We start from the raw sequence: 18,536 nt of genomic DNA, 5'->3' as shown, positions 1-18,536 counted from the left end.
AATGAGTTGCGACTCATTGTTATAGGCTTTTGTTGAGCATTCTTGCATCTAGCTCACATGCTTTTTGGGTCGCTCGCATGGGAGCGACAACTTGGCCTTGTTTAGAATATTCATGCAGCTGGGTAGGTTTTGCCCGCGGTAATTGCGACAAGCCCAAAAGGGGCCGAATCGACCATCCTTTAACAGCATATCGCCACCACAGAGGCTACAAAGCGGTGCTATATGACCACAGTCCTCATTTAAACATACCTTAAAGCCAGCAAAGCGTGTGCGGGTCATTGGGCTAGCACAGAGCTCACAACCTTCTTCCTTGTGATCGCAAAGGGGAAAATGTGAGCAGGAATAAAACGATTTAAATTTTCCCGTTCTAGGCTTAAGTGTTCCCGTGCTACAACGTACACATTTTATGTCTTCAAATAACCTTTGTACTAAAGAGGTGCTGAACTCATCTTGTTCAATTGCGTAGCCTTTTGTAAGCAGTTCGGTGACGAATGGGCTCACGTCTGTCATATCGGCAATCACATAGGCGCGGTGTTTTGCCCGCGTTAACGCGACATAAAACTGTCGACGTTCTTCTGCAAATTCAAACGCTTCTGTTTTTGGTAAAAATGCATCTAGTATCGGAGGAGTGATTTTCATTGAAGGGAAGCCATGCATTCCCGTTTTCATCCCCATGATCACTACATAATCGGCTTCTTTCCCTTTCGAAGCATGAAAAGATTGGCACTCAATCTTCAAGTTGGGATATTTAGCTTTAAGTTGGTTAACTTGGATGTTATCGGGTAACTGAAACCAAAAACGTGCCAGTAAATAGACGCTTGCTACGCTGTTAAGTTTGTCACTTCTAGCGCTTATCCTTGCACTAATGGCCGTTAATGCTTGTTCCAGTGCATTTGGGCTTGGTTCATTTAGGCTTGACTGCTCGTTTTCTCCGCGGCGTAATATTGAGACTGCAGGGTAGGCGACCTGCATGAGGGAGCGAATGTCCTTCCTCAATTGCGTGGGATTCTGGGTGACAAACTGAGTGGCGACTTGCCCAATACTACTGTTAAACCTAAAAGTCAGATCCAAGTAGCTTTGAGCTGTTGGGCCAAAATATTGGCTAAATTGCGTAGTTAAACTCACATCTGCACCGCTAAAACGATAAATGGCCTGCCAGTCATCCCCGACACAAAATAAAGACGCCAACGCTTTAGAATGGGGGGCACTGGAATCCCTCAAGGCACGGACTAAGCGGGCACGTGGTTCTGAAATATCTTGGAACTCATCCACCATAATAAAACGCCACGGGCTAATGAATTGCCCGCGTTGTAGATACGTCAACGCTTTGCCAATCATGTCCTCAAAATCAATGTCGCCATTTATCGCTAAATGCTGCTCATAGCGCGTGAGTATGGGCTCAAGCAGTTCGAATGCCTTGCGGGTCTGCTGAGCATCGGCGGCGCGAGCAAATACACCCTCAAGCCCATGTTCATCAAGGCAAGCCGCTTTATACAGCCTTATCAGCTGACTAAACATTTTTGCCAATTCGGTCACGCGGCCAAGTTCATGTAGGGTTGCTAGTATGGCTTCATCGGGTAAGGGCGCATATTGTACTTTAAAGACCTGTAAAGCTTGCTCAAGCTTACTGATTAACAACCCTTTTTTATGTTGGTAATAAAATAGCTCGACACACTTAGTGCCATGCTGTTGATGTAGCTGGCGTTTCCATGCCATCGATTCCAAGTATTTCTGGTTATCGATATAAGGAGCGGTATGCTGGTGTTCATCAATACCATAGTATTCAAGATAAATTTGGTATTCAGGCAGATAGAAATCGGGTTGATACTGACGAAAATCAATACTGCGCACATCATGCTCATACTTAGCTTCATAGACATATTCGATGCCATTGCTAAATAGCCAGTTGGCAATGTAGAGCTCACCAAAGCTTTTGACTCGCTCACCTTTAAGACTGCGAATATCGTTATCATTCAAGTATTGAAAATACTTGCCTTCCATATCGAACTCGAATGGGCTTTTTTCAACATAATAGAAACGACTGAAGTACTCGAAAAGCTGTTTACGGTAAGCCTCATTTTCAATCAAAGTCTCAAGGGTATTGTGCACCCACAGCTCTTTGGCTTTGTCATCCTCCGCTAAAGGGGACAAACTCGGTTTCGCTCGCTCAACGTCGGCGATAATTTTTGAGCCTAAGCTGTGGAAGGTGCTCGCCTTGATATCATCCGTACCGAGCCTGTTTTTAATCCGCTCATCCATCTCGTCAGCCGCTTTACGGCCATAGGCTAATAGCAATATTTCATCGGCTTTTGCTTGACCACTCTTAAGCAAATATCCTGCTCGACCAACCATCACACTGGTCTTTCCCGTGCCTGCGCCTGCCAATAACAAGTTATTGTTATCATCGATAATACAAGCTCGGCGCTGTTTTTCGGTTAAGGGATTAGATTCTACATGCTCAAAATAGTCAGCAAATTTAATGAGCTGCGACTGAATATAATCTTCACGCAGTTGCTTTATATCGGCGCGAGTCCAGCGGTGGATTTGCTTAAGCTTCGCTAACACTGTGTGTAAATGTGCAGACAATGGCAGGTTTTCACACCAAGGGAACCAACGCTGATATTCGCGCGCGACTCTGGCTTGTATCATTTCCACCCGTGATTCACGTAAATAAGTGTGTGTCAGTGTCTTATCCACTTTCGCCATTAACTCAGCAACGCGCGGCCCATTGGCATTTGCCCAATACTGTGCGATTTGATAGCTAAATTGATGTTGTGCAAAATAGCTGAGAAACGGCAGTTGATAGGCTTTGCCTAATACCGTGAAACCGAGTAGATAACCTAGTGGACTTAAGGTAAAAAATGGTGGGGAATCGAGCTGTTGCCAGGTAAAACATTCGTCAGCTTCTACTTTGTTAGCGCTGCGAGAGTGAGCAAAAAAGCCGCCTTTAGTGCGATTAATGCTAATACCACTCGTGGTGAGTTTTACCGCATCAGCTTTGCCAATAAAGAAACGGCCAAACCAACTGTGTTTGATATCTTGTTCAGAGTGATTCAATGACAATGTAAAACCTACGGCTAAAAAGTTTTAGAATTAACAGACTGATTTATAAATGCATTATAACTTAAAACCCGATGGCTCGTGTTAAGGTTGTGCTATGGGCTGTATGGATTATTTATTAATTTTGGTCGCTAGATGGAGCAAAACTTAGGTATTCGTTAACTAGGTCTTAGTTTGAAGTGAGATGAATGATAAACCAAGCATGATTTTGACTGTGTGTAACTATGTATTAGAAAGGCGTGTATCAGAAAGCAAAAAAGCCTGAATCTCTTCAGGCCTTTTCTTTTTTCAATACAACAGCTTAATCTTTGCGGATTAATTCATGCCGTATTTTTTCAATTTTTTACGCAGAGTACCACGGTTGATACCTAGCATGTTTGCTGCGCGGGTTTGGTTGCCACGAGTGTGTTGCATGATGATGTCAAGCAGAGGCGCTTCAACTTCGCTTAGCACCATTTCATAAACTTCTTGTGCTTCCTGACCGTCCAACTGTGCGAAGAAGTTAGTTACGGCACGCTTGACGGCGTCACGTAATAACTGGGGCTTGATAGTGCCGTTTGCTGTTTCGATTTTGCCAACGGTAAGCTGGTGAACTTCTGTGTTAGTTGTCTGATCAAACATTCTATTCTGCTCTTTATTAATTCTGTACTAATTCATCAAAATAACATTCCACGAGGGAATACTGTTCTGCAGCGGTTTCCAGCCGATTAAAGTCAGCCCTAAATTGGCGCTGAGCTTCTTGGTCTAGGTACCATCCCATATGTTTTCTGGCGAAGCGGATACCCTTGTATTCACCATATAAGTCATACAGTTTGGTGAGGTGTTCCAGCATCACTTGACGCTGTTCGGCAACCTCAATGGGCGCTAGCTTATTACCCGTTTCCAAGTAGTGCTGGATTTCTCTGAAAATCCAAGGCCGTCCTTGAGCACCCCGTCCTATCATCAAGGCATCGGCACCGGTGTATTCCAGCACAAAGCGGGCTTTCTCCGGACTGTCGATGTCCCCATTGGCGACAACAGGAATCGAGACATTCTGTTTGATTGCTTTGATCGTGTCGTATTCGGCGTTGCCTCTGTACATACATTGTCTCGTGCGGCCGTGAACGGCGAGCGAGGCTATGCCACAATCCTCTGCAATCTGGGCGATTTGAACACCATTCTTGTGCTCTGGCTCCCAGCCGGTGCGAATCTTTAACGTGACAGGCACGTTCACTGCGGCGACCACGGCTTGTAAAATCTCTTTTACCAGCGGTGGATTTTGCATTAGCGCCGAGCCTGCCAGCTTTTTATTCACTTTTTTCGCCGGGCAACCCATGTTGATATCAATGATGTGAGCACCTTGTTCGACATTGAACAAGGCGGCTTGCGCCATTAAATCAGGATCAGCCCCTGCAATTTGCACTGAGCGGATGCCTTCCTCGCCAGAATGCGTCATGCGCTGGCGGCTTTTATCTGTATCCCAAACCTCGGGATTGGATGAAAGCATCTCGGAAACCGCTAAGGCTGCGCCATAACGAAGACAAAGATTGCGGAAGGCTTGATCGGTGACACCTGCCATTGGTGCCACGATCAGCTGATTGTTCAGTTGATAGGGTCCAATCTGCATTTTATGTTTCACCTTAGCTCTTCAAAGGGGCGCTATAGTAGCCCTTTTTGTTGGCCGTGAAAAGGTCAATAAATGACCTAGAGGTAATTTTTTTTCTTGACTTTTAATCGACGAGAAGTCAGAGGCCAAATTGTTGGAAGCCAGCGGTGGCGCATGTTGCGCCACCCTTTAGCGCTATTTACGCTTACCTGTCAAGCGGCTCCAATCTTCTTTGTGAGCCGCTGCGTCCATATCGAACCATTGGCTATAAAAGTCAGAGATTTCTTGGGCTTGTTCTTTGAGGAGACCGGAAAGGGCAAGTTTGCCACCGGTTTTTACGCGTTCTGCGATCAAAGGCGCTAATTCACGCAGTGGACCGGCAAGAATATTGGCTACCAGTGCGTCGGCTTTGAGATCGGCGGGTTGGTCTTCTGGCAAGTACAAGGCTAGCTTGTCAGCGACATCATTGCGCTCGGCGTTGGCACGCGAGGCGTCGATGGCTTGATAGTCGATATCGATACCTGTGACTTTTTTCGCGCCCAGTTTCAGTGCGGCTACGGCTAAGATACCTGAACCACAGCCAAAATCGATCACTTCTTCATCGCTTAAATCTAAGCTGTCTAGCCACTCTAAACACAGAGCTGTCGTAGGGTGAGTGCCTGTGCCGAAGGCAAGACCCGGATCTAAGATCACATTAACTGCGGTTGGATCTGGGATTTCGCGCCAGCTTGGGCAGATCCATAAACGTGTGCCGAATTGGATTGGGTGGAAGTTATCCATCCATTCGCGTACCCAGTCTTTATCTTCAATTTGTTCGACTTTATGGCTGAAGTTCTCACCGAGGAAAGGCAAGGTTTTCAGCATGGCGATGGTCGGTGTCAGATCAGTTTCTGCATCGAATAAGGCCACTACCACGGTATCGCGCCACAGTGGGGTTTCGCCCAATTTAGGTTCAAAAATAGGGGTATCTTTACCGTCTTCGAAGGTGATAGAGACTGAACCTTCTTCCATGAGCAAGTCGCTGATGGTTTCAGCGTCATCGCTATTGGTGTTTATACGGAGTTGGATCCAAGGCATGGGGGCATCCTGTGACTGAGTGTTCATAAACTAAGGGTTCAAAATATCGCGGTATTGTATACCCAAACTATCCCAAAATGCATGATGTAGCGGGAATTTAAAGCGCTTTAGGTAAGGTCGTTTGGTTATCACTAGGCTTTAGGTTCGACGACTGGCTATCCTGGTATTGCGCTTTTGTCTATACAGACAAGGGGTTAGCTGGTAGATATGGATTGGTGTTAAAAAACGAATTGTCAGTTTTATTATTTGATATAACACTATGAAAAATATTGGTTAATTGGTTTTACCTTTGTTTGGTTTCGATACGTTTTTTGTGATCATCTTCTAAGAGTTTAACTCCGTCAGGTGAGTTGGCTCACGCTTTAAATCTGTGACACTGAAGCCTGATTTGAGTTGCTGCTATGGTGTAGTTTGCCAAGAGGTGCCAACGATAAACGACATAGGTTAATTCAAGATGACAAGCATAACTCGAGTTCACAATAGGGTGAGTACACCGCTAGGTCATCCTTGGTCGGCTAAGGCTGATAGGCTGCAGAGTGCGACAGGGATTATGCTTGGCAGCTTTTTACTATTACACATGCATTTTGAATCGAGTATTTTGCTGGGTAAAGAGGCTTTTTACCAAGTAGTACAACTGCTTGAAGGCGGCATGTTTAGTAGTACTGGCCACGGGTTTCCGATGGTCACTAAAGTGTTTTCGGTGTTTATGCTATTGGTGGTAATAGTACATGCCGCGGTGGCGCTACGGCGTTTTCCGGCGCAGCTAGGGCAATGGCGAGCCCTGCGTTCGCACATGGGGAATATCAAGCATAAGGATACCCATGCGTGGTTTTGGCAACTGATCACCGGCTTTATCTTATTTTTCCTCGTTCCAGTTCATCTCTTCACTATGATTTTGAATCCCGAAATTGGCCCGCATTTATCGGCAGAGCGGGTTTATCACGATAATGCTTGGTTGCTGTATGCGCTGTTACTTCCTGCTGTAGTGGTACACGCCATGATTGGTCTCTATCGCGTAGCGGTAAAGTGGGGCTTAACCACTCAGCGCTCAGGCCTGCGAAAACTCGCTAAGGTGCTGATTATTTATTTGCTATGCCTTGGTACTGCGAGCCTTGTTTCATATCTATTTATCGGTAGCGAGCTCGGTATTCCTGTGCAGCCCTTCGTACCTGAGTAGGCTTTAAGCTAGCAGCAGGATTTTGTTTCACTGCTATTATTAAGCATTAGGTTAATTATTCAGCACTCAATTGATCTGGCTCACGTTTTCGTGTGGATGTGTGAGCGATATTAGTTTGCGATAAGACTTAATGAGATTGGCTCGATAAGGTCAACGGCGTGAGGCGATAGGATGGCGATCAAATTAAATATTAAAAAATGGAGTGCTTGGCTGGATTTAAGCCAGAGTTTGTCAGGGGTAATACTCGCAGTCTTTTTGTGGACCCACTTAGTGTTAGTGTCATCGATTTTATTGGGTGCGGATGCCATGAGTTGGGTGGCACGCACCATGGAGCTGAGTTTTCTGTCCGCTGATGGACACGGTTATCCTTGGGTAGTGACTTGTATTGCCATTGGTATTGCCATTTTGGCGTTAGTGCACGTGTTAGTGGCATTGCAAAAATTACCCATGAGTCTGCGTCAGCAAAGGGCTCTACGCCAACAAATGCAAGTGATCAACCACAGCGATACTCGCTTGTGGCGCTGGCAAGCCATTACCGGTGTAGTGATTCTATTGCTGTTGCCTGTGCATTTGTGGCTTATTGGCTCGGCTCCCGAAACCATTGGCCCTCAGGGAAGCGCCGATCGTATTTGGAATCAAGGTGTCTGGATGGTGTATCTGCCTTTACTGCTCACTGTGGAGTTACATGCAGCAATTGGCATTTACCGTGTGGCTTTGAAATGGGGCGCGGCGCGGGATCTCAACAACCGCAGTCGATTACGTAAGATCAAGACCATAGTGAGTGTGCTATTTGTCACTGTCGGCGTCGCCTCACTTCTGGCATTTTTACCCTACGCGAGTTAATTCCGCTTTTAATCAATGATTAAGTTAATCAGTGAATAGAATGTCGAACATAAAAAAACAGCACAAAACAATAGACCCCATTAAGGAGCAGGCGTGAAACTGATTTATACCGATTCATTGGTGGTAGGAGCTGGGCTCGCGGGCTTAAGGGTCGCTATCGCTTCGAAAGAGCGTGGGCTTGACACTTTAGTTCTGTCACTCATTCCTGCAAAACGTTCCCACTCTGCTGCCGCTCAAGGAGGGATGCAGGCGAGTTTAGGCAATGCAGTTAAGGGAATGGGCGATGATGAGGATGTGCATTTTCAAGATACGGTAAAAGGTTCCGACTGGGGCTGCGATCAAGATGTCGCACGAATGTTTGCCCACTGTGCACCTAAGGCAGTACGTGAGCTGGCCAATTGGGGCGTGCCTTGGTCTCGGGTGACTGCTGGCCCGAGAGAAGTGATAGTCAATGCGCAAAAAGTCACGCTACATGAGGCCCAAAAAGCCCATGGTCTTATCAACGCCCGTGATTTTGGCGGGACTAAAAAATGGCGCACTTGTTATACCGCCGATGGTACGGGGCATTCGCTGTTATACGCTATGGATAACAAAGCGATTTCCATGGATATTCCCGTCCATGAACGTATCGAAGCCTTGGCACTTATTCACGATGGTAAGCGTTGTCATGGCGTGATTGCTCGTTGTTTGATTACGGGTGAACTTAGAGCCTATGTGGCTAAGTCCACTACGATAGCCACTGGTGGTTATGGCCGAATTTATGAAGTGTCGACCAATGCGATTATCTGCGAAGGTATTGGCCAAGCGTTGGCATTGGAAACTGGCGTGGCAAGGCTTGGCAATATGGAGGCGGTACAATTCCATCCCACTGCCATTGTCCCCGTGGGCATTTTAACAACGGAAGGGTGCCGTGGTGATGGCGGCTTATTGCGCGATAAAGACGGTTATCGCTTTATGCCTGACTATGAGCCCGATAAAAAGGAGTTGGCATCGCGGGATGTCGTATCGCGTCGCATGACCGAACATATACGTAAAGGTAAGGGCGTCGATAGCCCTTATGGCCCGCATTTGTGGCTAGATATAACCCTTTTAGGTCGCAAGCATATTGAAACGAATCTTAGGGAAGTGCAGGAAATTTGTGAGAATTTCCTCGGCATCGATCCCGCTAAAGATTGGATCCCTGTACGCCCAACTCAGCATTATTCTATGGGTGGTATTCGGACTAATGCCACAGGTGAAAGTCCGCAGCTTAAAGGCTTATTTAGCGTAGGTGAGGCGGCTTGTTGGGACATGCACGGCTTTAACCGTTTAGGCGGTAATTCGTTGGCCGAAACCGTGGTTGGCGGCATGATTATTGGTAAATATGTCGCCGATTTTTGTGAGAACAATAGCCTTGAGATCGATACTCAGCTTGCTGAACGGTTTATGCAGCAGGTGCAGAGTGAAATCGATGTGCTGGTCGAGGGTGATGGTCACGAGAGCGCCTTTGAACTCAAGCGCGAAATGCAGCGCATCATGATGGATTATGTGGGGATTTTCCGTAATGGCCCCGAGCTTGAAAAAGCGGTTGCCGAGCTAAAAGTGTTGCTCGAGCGTTCGCGTAAACTCGGACTTAAGTGTAAAAAGCGTCACGCCAATCCCGAGTTAGTTGAAGCCCTGCGGGTCAAGCGTATGCTAAAAGTGGCGCTAACCGTAGCCTGCGGGGCCGCAGCGCGAACAGAGAGTCGTGGTGCCCATGCTCGCGAGGATTATCCGCAGCGAAATGATCGAGACTGGCTGAATCGCACCCTGGCCAGCTGGCCTGATCCCGAGGCACTCGAACCTGTGCTTAACTACGAAGCACTCGATGTGATGAAGATGGAACTCCCGCCGGGTTATCGTGGTTATGGCATCAACAACGCCATAGTGCATCCCGATACCGAAAAGCGTGAACAGCAAATTGCCGAGATTTTAGCTGAGCTAGGTGATGATGCTGACCGTTATCAAAGGCAGCGGGCTCTTATGCCCTTTGAATTACCCGAGAGCTTACAACCTAATAACGAACGTTTAAGTGATACTTTAAAAAGTCCATCTGCCAATGCGTTAGGAGAAAAATCATAATGAGCCAAGGTCGTCAGTTAACCTTTAATATCTTTCGTTATGATCCGCAGGAGCCAAACGATAAGCCGAAAATGGTGCGTTATCAGCTCACCGAAACGCCGGGGATGACGGTATTTATCGCCCTTAATAAACTCAGGGAAGAACAAGACACTTCATTGCAGTTCGACTTTGTCTGTCGTGCTGGTATCTGTGGTAGCTGCGCTATGGTGATCAACGGTTTCCCGACGCTAGCTTGCCGCACCTTAACGGCCAAATATCCTAAGGGCGAAATCACCTTAATGCCGCTGCCAGGTTTTGAGTTGATTGGTGATCTCTCGGTTAACACTGGTAAGTTTATGCGGGAACTGGCCGAACGCTTAAAGCTGTGGTTACACCCTAAGGCCAATGATATAAGCGTGCATCGGCTTGAAGATCCTATGGATCCAGATGAAGCTGCGCGTTTGTATGAGCTAGAGCGCTGCGTTGAATGTGGCGTATGTGTTTCTGCCTGTGCGACTAAACAAATGCGTGAAACTTTTGTCGGCGCTGTGGGCATGATGAAAATAGCTCGTTTTGAGATGGATAGCCGTGACGCTCGTACTGCCGAGGATTTTTACCATGTGATTGGCAATCAGGATGGCGTATTTGGTTGTATGACGTTACTCGGCTGTCAAGACAACTGTCCTAAGGATTTGCCACACATGCAGCAAATCGCGTATTTACGCCGCAAGATGGCCATGACTTTGATTTGATAAGTATAAATGATGAAAAGCGCCAACGTGTTTGGCGCTTTTTTGTTGATTAGCAGGCGTAGCTTTTGTGAATGTCAGCTTGATTGATTATGTCTGCGGTTTGAGCGACGAATGCTTGAAAGTGCGTACTCGCCATATGTTCATCCAGTGCGGCTTGGGATTGCCAAATTTCGTACATCCAGAAGATATTTTCATCATCTAATGAGTGATGCAGTTTGTATTCGATGCAGCCAGCCTCGGTATGAGTGTCTGTCACGAGTTGCTTGAGTATCTTAAATAGCGTATCGCTTTGGCCTTGATTCGCTATGATTTGAGCAAACACTGTTATTTTCATTGGTTAAAACCTTCTAAAACAATTTTACCGATCGCTTTGCCAGACTCTATCTGAGCGTGAGCTTTGATTAAGTTTTGGGCATTAATGGTGCCGTAGTGTTTACCGAACGTACTCTGTAACTCGCCTGTATCGATAAGGGCGCTTAAGCGGTTGAGTAAGTGATGTTGCGCAATCATATCCTCGGTCTGATAAAGGCTGCGGGTAAACATCAGTTCCCAGTGTAAGGATAAGCTTTTACGCTTAAGTTTCATCACATCTAATGGCCCCTTAGGATCATCGATTAATGCTAGTTTTCCTTGTGGCTTAAGCACTTGTACTATTTCATCAAAATGCTGATCGGTTTGGGTTAAGCTAATCACATGAGTCACATCAGTAATACCAATATTGGCAAGTTCCTGCGAAAGTGGCTTGGTGTGGTCGATGACAGCATCGGCACCAAGTTTGTGCACCCAAGCGGCGGATTCAGGACGAGATGCAGTGCCTATCACTTCTGCACCAGTGAGTTTTACTGCAAGCTGAGTGATGATTGAACCCACACCGCCGGCCGCACCGATAATTAAAATACGGGCGTCAGTTGCCGAACCATCTTGGGGTAAAGCTAAACGGTCGAATAAAATCTCCCATGCCGTAATCCCCGTTAAAGGTAATGCCGCGGCTTGGGTATAGGTTAAACTTTTAGGTTTATGGCCGACAATTCGCTCATCAACCAATTGATATTCTGCATAACTTCCACTGCGACTGATATCGCCCGCATACCACACTTCATCGCCAACGTTGAAAAGACTGGCTTTCTCACCAACGGCTTTGACGACACCGACCGCATCCCAGCCGATAATTTTGTATTCGCCTGCAGACGCTGAGCTAGATGCACGGATTTTTGTATCAACCGGATTGACAGAAATGGCTTTGATTTCCACTAAAAGGTCAAAACCTGTCGCAGTTGGCTCGGCTAGCGTGATGTTTTCTAATGCATTGGGCGCTGTGATTGCACCTGCTGTCTGGTAACCAATGGCTTTCATGTTTATTCCTCTGGGTGTACTTGCTGGAGTTTACTTGTTTGAGTGTACTTGTATCGTGTAGCCATTGTGTGGAATATTAGCCAAGAGATAAACAGGATAAAGTTTGTAATTTTTTCAAAGGATTTTTGATAATCATGCTAATTAATGATTTAGCTTTGTTCGTGCGAGTCGCTGATTGCGGCAATATATCTGCCGCAGCAGCCGAGATGGATATCTCGGCTGCTTCTGCCAGTGCAGCAATAAAACGGCTTGAGAAACAGCTCGATACTAGTTTATTTATCCGCACGACACGCAGCTTACGTTTGACTGTGCAAGGTGAGCGTTATCTTATTCATTGCCGACGTGCGCTAAGCGATTTAGCGCTTGGCGAACAGGCTATCGCCAGTGATAAAGGTAAAATATCTGGCACCTTAAGCCTGTCGGTTTCTTCAGACTTTGGCCGTAATCTGTTTGTGCCTTGGCTCGACGAGTTTTTGCTCGATTTCCCTCAACTGCAAGTGCGCTTGCACCTTGGCGACAATATCAGCAGTTTTTACCACGATAAAATTGATGTTGCCGTGCGCTATGGAAAACCGCAGGATTCTAACCAAGTGGCTTTCCCTATCTGCAGTGTTGATCGTGTCTTGTGCGCTTCACCTGAATATCTCGTCAAGTTTGGTGCGCTTGATTCATTAGAACAATTAGTTGAGCATAATTGCTTGTTTTATAAGTTAGATGATCGCACCCACGATCAATGGCTATTTAGGCGTGATGCTCAAGAATTCAAAGTGCGTGTCACGGGCAATCGTAGTGCTAATGATGCCGAGATTGCCCGCCGTTGGGCTGTGGCTGGCAAAGGGTTGGTATTTAAGTCGAGTCTAGATCTGGCCGATGACTTAATCTCAGGGCGATTAGTACGTTTGTTGCCTGAGTATCAGGGGGAGCCCGTCGATTTGTACTTAGTGTGCCCAGGACGTGAACATGTCACGCCTGTCGTGCTCTTACTACGGGAAATGCTCCGGCAGCGAACACAGGCTTTGAGTAAAAACTTGAGTAAAATATTAGCAGTGAAAAAATCTTAGATAACAAAAAAGCCGCATAATGCGGCTTTTAGTTTAGAGACTCACTGAGTGAGATTTAAGACTTAGTGCGTTTCATGGCGGTAAAGAACTCTTCGTTAGTCTTGGTCATCGCCAATTTATCGATTAAGAATTCCATTGCGCTGACCTCATCCATAGGATTGAGGATCTTACGCAGGATCCACATTTTTTGCAGTTCTTCTTGAGTCGTGAGTTTTTCTTCACGACGGGTACCGCTGCGGTTGAAGTCAATGGCTGGGAACACACGCTTTTCTGCCGCTTTACGTGACAAATGTAGCTCTTGGTTACCTGTACCTTTAAATTCTTCGTAGATTACTTCGTCCATCTTAGAACCCGTATCAACCAAGGCTGTGGCGATAATGGTCAAGCTGCCGCCGTGTTCGATGTTACGTGCCGCACCGAAGAAGCGTTTTGGACGGTGTAGAGCGTTTGCATCCACACCACCAGTTAACACTTTGCCCGATGACGGGATAACAGTGTTATAGGCACGGGCTAAACGGGTAATCGAATCGAGTAAGATAACGACGTCTTTCTTGTGCTCAACCAAACGTTTTGCTTTTTCAATCACCATTTCGGCAACTTGAACGTGACGGCTGGCTGGCTCATCGAAGGTTGATGCGATAACTTCGCCTTTAACGAGGCGCTGCATCTCTGTTACTTCTTCTGGGCGTTCGTCGATAAGCAATACCATCAACACCACTTCTGGGTTGTTGTAGCTGATGCTTTGAGCAATACCTTGAAGTAATAGCGTTTTACCGGCTTTTGGTGGTGCAACGATCAAACCACGTTGACCTTTACCAATCGGTGAGCATAAATCCAGAATACGCGCTGTAATATCTTCAGTTGAGCCGTTGCCGCGCTCCATACGCATACGTTCTTCTGCGTGGAGTGGAGTCAAGTTTTCAAAGAGGATTTTATTACGGGAGTTTTCTGGTTTATCGAAGTTAACTTCGTTGACTTTCAATAGAGCAAAATAACGCTCGCCTTCTTTTGGTGGGCGAATTTTACCAAAAATGGTATCACCCGTTCGCATGTTGAAGCGGCGAATTTGGCTTGGTGAGACATAGATGTCATCTGGACCAGCTAAATAAGAACCGTCTGAGCTGCGTAAGAAGCCGAAACCGTCTTGGAGTATTTCTAATACCCCACCACCGAAAATGTCTTCTCCACTTTTTGCGTGGGCTTTAAGGATTGAGAAAATAATGTCCTGCTTGCGAGCGCGGGCCATATTTTCGAGCTTCATATTTTCAGCTAGCGAGACTAGGTCAGAAATCGGCGTGTCTTTTAATTCAGTTAAGTTCATTTTGGGGGTCTTGTGTTACGCGACAAAGCTTACCGCGATCAATCAGTAAGGATGTAATTCAGGATAGTGATTGACGAGCGAGAAGAGGTTATTAGAAAGAATCTGGTTATTAAAGTAGCACTAACAAAGCGGGGCGTCCAGAAATTTAGGGAAATTCCGGCACAATTAATTTATAGCTTGTGCCGGAGGTCACTCATTACGACGTCAAATTAGATTTGAGCGTCAATAAACTCTTTCAATTGCGTTTTTGAGAGTGCGCCAACTTTAGTCGCGGCTAATTCGCCGTTCTTGAATAGCAGTAAAGTTGGGATGCCACGAACGCCATATTTCGCTGGAGAAACATTGTTTTGGTCAACGTTTAATTTAGCGATAGTCAAGCGACCTGCATATTCTTCAGACACATCGTCTAAAATTGGAGCGATCATTTTACAAGGACCACACCACTCGGCCCAGAAGTCTACCAATACTGGCAAATCAGACTTTAATACGTCGTTTTCGAAGCTGTCGTCACTCAGGTATATAATTTTATCGCTCATGATGTTCTCCAGTTTGGGTGCCATTGCTGGTTTGTTAATGGCTTACCATGTATATTGGGGCTGAAAAATAGCTTTTCAAGTTACCTTTTTACAATGTGGCTATTTCAAACGATCGAGTATCTTATTGCAACCTCAACAGGTAAGCTTGCGCTATGAGCGAAACACATCTATCTACCCAAAGGTTTGCCGACCTACCTCTACATCCTGAGGTTAAACAGGCCCTTGCCGAGAACGGCTTCGAATTTTGTACGCCGATCCAGGCGTTATCACTGCCTGTATTACTCCAATCAAAAGATATCGCAGGCCAAGCACAAACGGGCACTGGTAAGACAATGGCCTTTTTGGTCGCCACGTTTAATCATTTATTATCGACTCCCATACCTGAAGGGCGACTGATTAATCAGCCCCGCGCCATCATTATGGCCCCGACTCGTGAACTGGCGATTCAGATTGCCAAAGATGCGATTTTACTCGCTAAGCATACACACTTAAAGGTGGGTATTGTTTATGGCGGTGAAAGTTACGATGTGCAGCGTAAAGTATTAGATCAAGGTGTTGATATCTTGATTGGTACAACGGGTCGAATTATCGACTACGTTCGCCAAGGTATTATTGGCTTGAATTCAATTCAGGCTGTGGTACTTGATGAAGCCGATCGTATGTTTGATCTTGGTTTTATTAAAGATATTCGCTTCTTATTTAGACGTATGCCTGAGGCAAATCAACGTCTTAATATGTTATTTTCGGCAACCTTGTCCATGAAAGTACAAGAGCTGGCTTATGATCATATGAATGAGCCCGTTAAAGTTGAAATCGCCCCCGAAGAAAAAACCTCCAAAAACATCAAAGAAGAAATCTTCTATCCTTCCCAAGAAGAGAAGATGCGTTTGCTGTTGACCTTGATTGAAGAAGATTGGCCAGAAAAAGCCATCGTTTTCTCCAACACTAAGCACAGTTGTGAAACGCTTTGGTCTTGGCTTGAAGGTGACGGACATCGTGTGGGTTTATTAACGGGTGATGTGCCACAGAAAAAGCGTATTCGTATCCTTGAGCAATTTACCAGTGGCCAACTAGATATATTGGTTGCTACTGATGTTGCGGCTCGTGGTTTACATATTTCTGACGTTTCACACGTGTATAACTATGATTTACCTGATGATTGCGAAGACTATGTTCACCGAATCGGTCGTACGGGTCGTGCGGGTAATAAAGGCATGTCGATAAGCTTTGCCTGTGAAGAGTACGCATTGAACTTGCCTGCAATCGAAAGCTACATCAATCATTCGATTCCAGTAAGTAACTACGACAGTGAAGCTTTACTGGCCGATATTCCTACGCCAGCGAAGATCCACCGTAAACACCCTAGCGGCACTCGAAACTTGCGTGATCGTTCAGGGGCAAGCCGCCCAGGTGCTCAACGCAGTGGTGCTCGCCCTCCTCGTCATGATAGGACACGTAGACATTCGTAAATGCCAACACCCGCTTATGCCGCTATAACATTAGGCTCAAATAGTTTTAATATGCTGATCGCCAAAACGCGTGGTGGTCAGCCGCATATTATTGCGAAATATAAACGCAAGGTGAGGCTCGCCGAAGGCATAGGCAACGATGGCAAATTAAGCCCCGATGTCATGCAGCGCGGCCTCGACTGTTTGAGTATGTTTGCCCAGATGTTGGTGCAACATAAGATTGAAGCAAACCATGTTGCTGTGATTGCAACTGCAACTCTTCGCAGTATTAGCAATGCTGATGAGTTTAATCAGCGTGCATTGCCACTCTTAGGTCATCCGATCGAAATTATCTCTGGTATGCGTGAAGCAGAGCTCATCTATCAAGGTATGGTGGCGACCACTTGTGGTCAAGGCCGTCGCTTGGTTATTGATATCGGTGGGGCGAGTACAGAGTTTATCATTGGCGATGGGCATCAAGTGCTGTTCAAAACCAGTTTGCCCTTTGGTAGCGTGACTTATAATCGCCAATTTTTCAGCAGTTTGCCGCTGCAGCAGTTAGATTTCGATGATGCTAAGCAGCAAGTGCTAACCGCATTAGCTGAGCATAGACAAACCCTACGTGATCTTGGTTGGCATTGTGTCGTTGGTGCCTCCGGCGCTGTACAGTCCGTGGTAGAAGTGTTACTACACCGAGGGTTATCTGAAACTATCACACTCGATGTGCTTACTCAGTTGAAGGCTGAGATCCTCGCTCAAGAAGATATTAGCTTAATGGGGATTGTTGGGCTTTGCAGTGAGCGAGCACCGACTTTTGCTGCGGGTGTCGCTATTCTATTGGCTTTGTTTGAGTTGCTGGGGATCGAGCATTTAGCCTTATCTGGCGGCGCATTACGTGAAGGTGTTTTAGTGATGTTAGCTCAGCGGATTATTGACGAAGTCAGCTAATATTTTATTGAAACATGATAAAAACCAAAGGCCGCGATGCGGCCTTTATTGTTTGTACTGTGGCGATTATTTCAATAAATCGGCGAGATCTTTTTCTAAGGAAACCGTTGGACGCTCTACGATGCGGCCAACTTCTTTACCTTGCTGCAGCACAATAAAGGTTGGAATGCGGGTAAAGTCGTATTTTGCGGCTAAGCCTTCTGGATCTTTTTTCGTTCGGTCGACACCAATATAGGTCACTTTAATATTGGGATTAGCGACTTCTTCCATAATACGGATAAAGCGCGGCGTTTCCCGGTGACAATCTGGGCACCAAGTACCAATGATCACAACAATTTCTGTAGGTTCAGTGATGCTTTTAAGCGGGGTGATTGCAGTGGTATCGACTTGATAGGTTTTATACCCTTCAGCAAACTCATTGAGATCTGTGACTAAATGTTGTGCTTCTACTATACCAGTTAAAATCACTTCTTGTTTCTCCTCACTGCAGGTCGCAATTAAACCCTGTTGTTGTTCTTCAAATCCACAGCCACCATTGGCTAGTACCTGACAACTAAAAAATAAGGCGGTAGTGGCTAGGAATGCCTTAACGTTATTGTGCATGATGCGCCCTCGAAATCGAAGAGAAAGAATGAAATTCGATTCAAACATTATTCTGGATACGATTAAAGCGATTAATTGATTTGCTGCAAGCAAGATCACGCATTGCTAATATTTATAAGCTTAACGATCACATAATTACATGTTTTTCGGAGTTAAGGCATTGAAAAATTTCATCCCCGAATTGTGATTCGGGGACAGAACACATTGAGAGGATAAGGTAAATTGCTGGATTACTGATCCAGAATTTTTTCAAGAATAGGCTTATTAGCTTCTGGGAAGTCGTAATTGGTTAAGTCGGTTTTAGTGACCCAAGCGATAAGCTGACCTTCAAGGCCTTGAGCTGTGCCGTTAAATTCTGTGACTGAATGGATATCGAGTAGCACTTGTTTATCGGGATAGTCGAAACTCAACGCCATAAATGGCTGACTATCAGTGACATTGAGCGCGACTTCCTCTTTGAGTTCACGGATCAATGCCTGAGTGACAGTTTCGCCTGTCTCAACTTTACCACCAGGAAATTCCCATTTCCCACCTTGATGTAAATGATCTGGGCGTTTTGCCAACAGAATTTCACCGGCCGAGTTAGTAATAATGCCGACGGCAACATGGATGCGTTTAGTCATAATATTTATCGATTAATGAGTGGGTAAAGGTAAGTGCATTAAAGGCTTGAGCTGAGTTATTCGTGTGTAA

The 18,536-nt window shown here is 45.9% G+C and carries 17 protein-coding genes; 7 read left to right on the top strand and 10 right to left on the bottom strand.

The genetic code is table 11. From position 1 onward, the window contains the following. Positions 1–48 precede the first annotated feature (48 nt). The 4 genes from L5M40_RS19800 to prmA form a co-directional block, all read right to left on the bottom strand. The gene (locus L5M40_RS19800; protein WP_263257128.1) at positions 49–3,063 is read right to left on the bottom strand and encodes a UvrD-helicase domain-containing protein; all 3,015 of its coding nucleotides are present in this window, start codon (positions 3,061–3,063) and stop codon (positions 49–51) included. Positions 3,064–3,375: 312 nt separating this feature from the next. Further along, positions 3,376–3,681 (bottom strand): DNA-binding transcriptional regulator Fis, encoded by a 306-nt coding sequence (fis, locus tag L5M40_RS19795; RefSeq protein ID WP_006083371.1) that lies wholly within the window; start codon positions 3,679–3,681, stop codon positions 3,376–3,378. A gap of 16 nt (positions 3,682–3,697) precedes the next feature. Then, entirely contained in the window at positions 3,698–4,666 is a 969-nt protein-coding gene (dusB, locus tag L5M40_RS19790; protein ID WP_105250428.1) for a tRNA dihydrouridine synthase DusB, read from the bottom strand. A gap of 174 nt (positions 4,667–4,840) precedes the next feature. Beyond that, positions 4,841–5,722 carry a 50S ribosomal protein L11 methyltransferase gene (gene prmA, locus L5M40_RS19785; RefSeq protein ID WP_263257126.1) on the bottom strand — a complete coding sequence of 294 codons (882 nt, stop codon included), beginning with the start codon at positions 5,720–5,722 and terminating at the stop codon, positions 4,841–4,843. 454 nt (positions 5,723–6,176) lie between these two features. Between prmA and L5M40_RS19780 the strand changes: the two genes are divergently transcribed. The 4 genes from L5M40_RS19780 (at position 6,177) to L5M40_RS19765 (ending at position 10,573) form a co-directional block, all read left to right on the top strand. Continuing rightward, positions 6,177–6,899 carry a fumarate reductase cytochrome b subunit gene (locus tag L5M40_RS19780; protein WP_263257124.1) on the top strand — a complete coding sequence of 241 codons (723 nt, stop codon included), beginning with the start codon at positions 6,177–6,179 and terminating at the stop codon, positions 6,897–6,899. A gap of 171 nt (positions 6,900–7,070) precedes the next feature. Continuing rightward, entirely contained in the window at positions 7,071–7,742 is a 672-nt protein-coding gene (locus L5M40_RS19775; RefSeq protein ID WP_173247897.1) for a fumarate reductase cytochrome b subunit, read from the top strand. Between the two features lie 93 nt (positions 7,743–7,835). Then, complete coding sequence (locus tag L5M40_RS19770) at positions 7,836–9,842, top strand: fumarate reductase flavoprotein subunit (protein WP_263257123.1); 2,007 nt, start codon at positions 7,836–7,838, stop codon at positions 9,840–9,842. Continuing rightward, on the top strand, positions 9,842–10,573 hold the full coding sequence (locus L5M40_RS19765; RefSeq protein ID WP_113940800.1) for a fumarate reductase iron-sulfur subunit: 732 nt from the start codon (positions 9,842–9,844) through the stop codon (positions 10,571–10,573). Before L5M40_RS19770 ends, L5M40_RS19765 begins: the two co-directional genes overlap by 1 nt. A gap of 49 nt (positions 10,574–10,622) precedes the next feature. On the opposite strand, the gene L5M40_RS19760 is transcribed toward L5M40_RS19765, so the two are convergent. Both L5M40_RS19760 and L5M40_RS19755 read right to left on the bottom strand, forming a co-directional pair. Next, positions 10,623–10,907, bottom strand: coding sequence for a putative quinol monooxygenase (locus tag L5M40_RS19760; protein WP_263176918.1), 285 nt, complete (start codon positions 10,905–10,907; stop codon positions 10,623–10,625). Then, on the bottom strand, positions 10,904–11,926 hold the full coding sequence (locus L5M40_RS19755) for a zinc-binding alcohol dehydrogenase family protein (protein ID WP_263176919.1): 1,023 nt from the start codon (positions 11,924–11,926) through the stop codon (positions 10,904–10,906). The genes L5M40_RS19760 and L5M40_RS19755 overlap by 4 nt, the downstream gene beginning before the upstream one ends. Before the next feature lie 134 nt (positions 11,927–12,060). Between L5M40_RS19755 and L5M40_RS19750 the strand changes: the two genes are divergently transcribed. Continuing rightward, complete coding sequence (locus L5M40_RS19750; RefSeq protein WP_263176920.1) at positions 12,061–12,987, top strand: LysR family transcriptional regulator; 927 nt, start codon at positions 12,061–12,063, stop codon at positions 12,985–12,987. 55 nt (positions 12,988–13,042) lie between these two features. Here L5M40_RS19750 and rho read toward each other — a convergent pair whose 3' ends face one another. Together rho and trxA are read right to left on the bottom strand one after the other, a co-directional pair. Further along, positions 13,043–14,308, bottom strand: a complete 1,266-nt coding sequence (gene rho, locus L5M40_RS19745; protein ID WP_011787892.1) for a transcription termination factor Rho — start codon at positions 14,306–14,308, stop codon at positions 13,043–13,045. A 209-nt stretch (positions 14,309–14,517) separates the two neighbouring features. Further along, entirely contained in the window at positions 14,518–14,844 is a 327-nt protein-coding gene (trxA, locus tag L5M40_RS19740) for a thioredoxin TrxA (protein WP_105250415.1), read from the bottom strand. A gap of 152 nt (positions 14,845–14,996) precedes the next feature. Here trxA and rhlB point away from each other — a divergent pair, with 152 nt between their 5' ends. Further along, positions 14,997–16,313 (top strand): ATP-dependent RNA helicase RhlB, encoded by a 1,317-nt coding sequence (gene rhlB / locus L5M40_RS19735; RefSeq protein ID WP_063884693.1) that lies wholly within the window; start codon positions 14,997–14,999, stop codon positions 16,311–16,313. Beyond that, on the top strand, positions 16,314–17,240 hold the full coding sequence (locus L5M40_RS19730) for an exopolyphosphatase (RefSeq protein ID WP_219255455.1): 927 nt from the start codon (positions 16,314–16,316) through the stop codon (positions 17,238–17,240). A gap of 66 nt (positions 17,241–17,306) precedes the next feature. Here the strand turns inward: L5M40_RS19730 and L5M40_RS19725 are convergent, their stop codons facing one another. Both L5M40_RS19725 and mutT read right to left on the bottom strand, forming a co-directional pair. After that, positions 17,307–17,843, bottom strand: a complete 537-nt coding sequence (locus L5M40_RS19725) for a thioredoxin family protein (protein ID WP_113940794.1) — start codon at positions 17,841–17,843, stop codon at positions 17,307–17,309. Positions 17,844–18,073: 230 nt separating this feature from the next. Further along, positions 18,074–18,466 (bottom strand): 8-oxo-dGTP diphosphatase MutT, encoded by a 393-nt coding sequence (gene mutT / locus L5M40_RS19720; protein WP_198573100.1) that lies wholly within the window; start codon positions 18,464–18,466, stop codon positions 18,074–18,076. Positions 18,467–18,536: the final 70 nt, after the last annotated feature.

This window comes from Shewanella sp. SM68 (assembly GCF_025653925.1).
GTDB classification, from domain to species: Bacteria; Pseudomonadota; Gammaproteobacteria; order Enterobacterales; family Shewanellaceae; genus Shewanella; species Shewanella oncorhynchi.
This window is presented reverse-complemented; position numbering and strand designations above follow the sequence as displayed.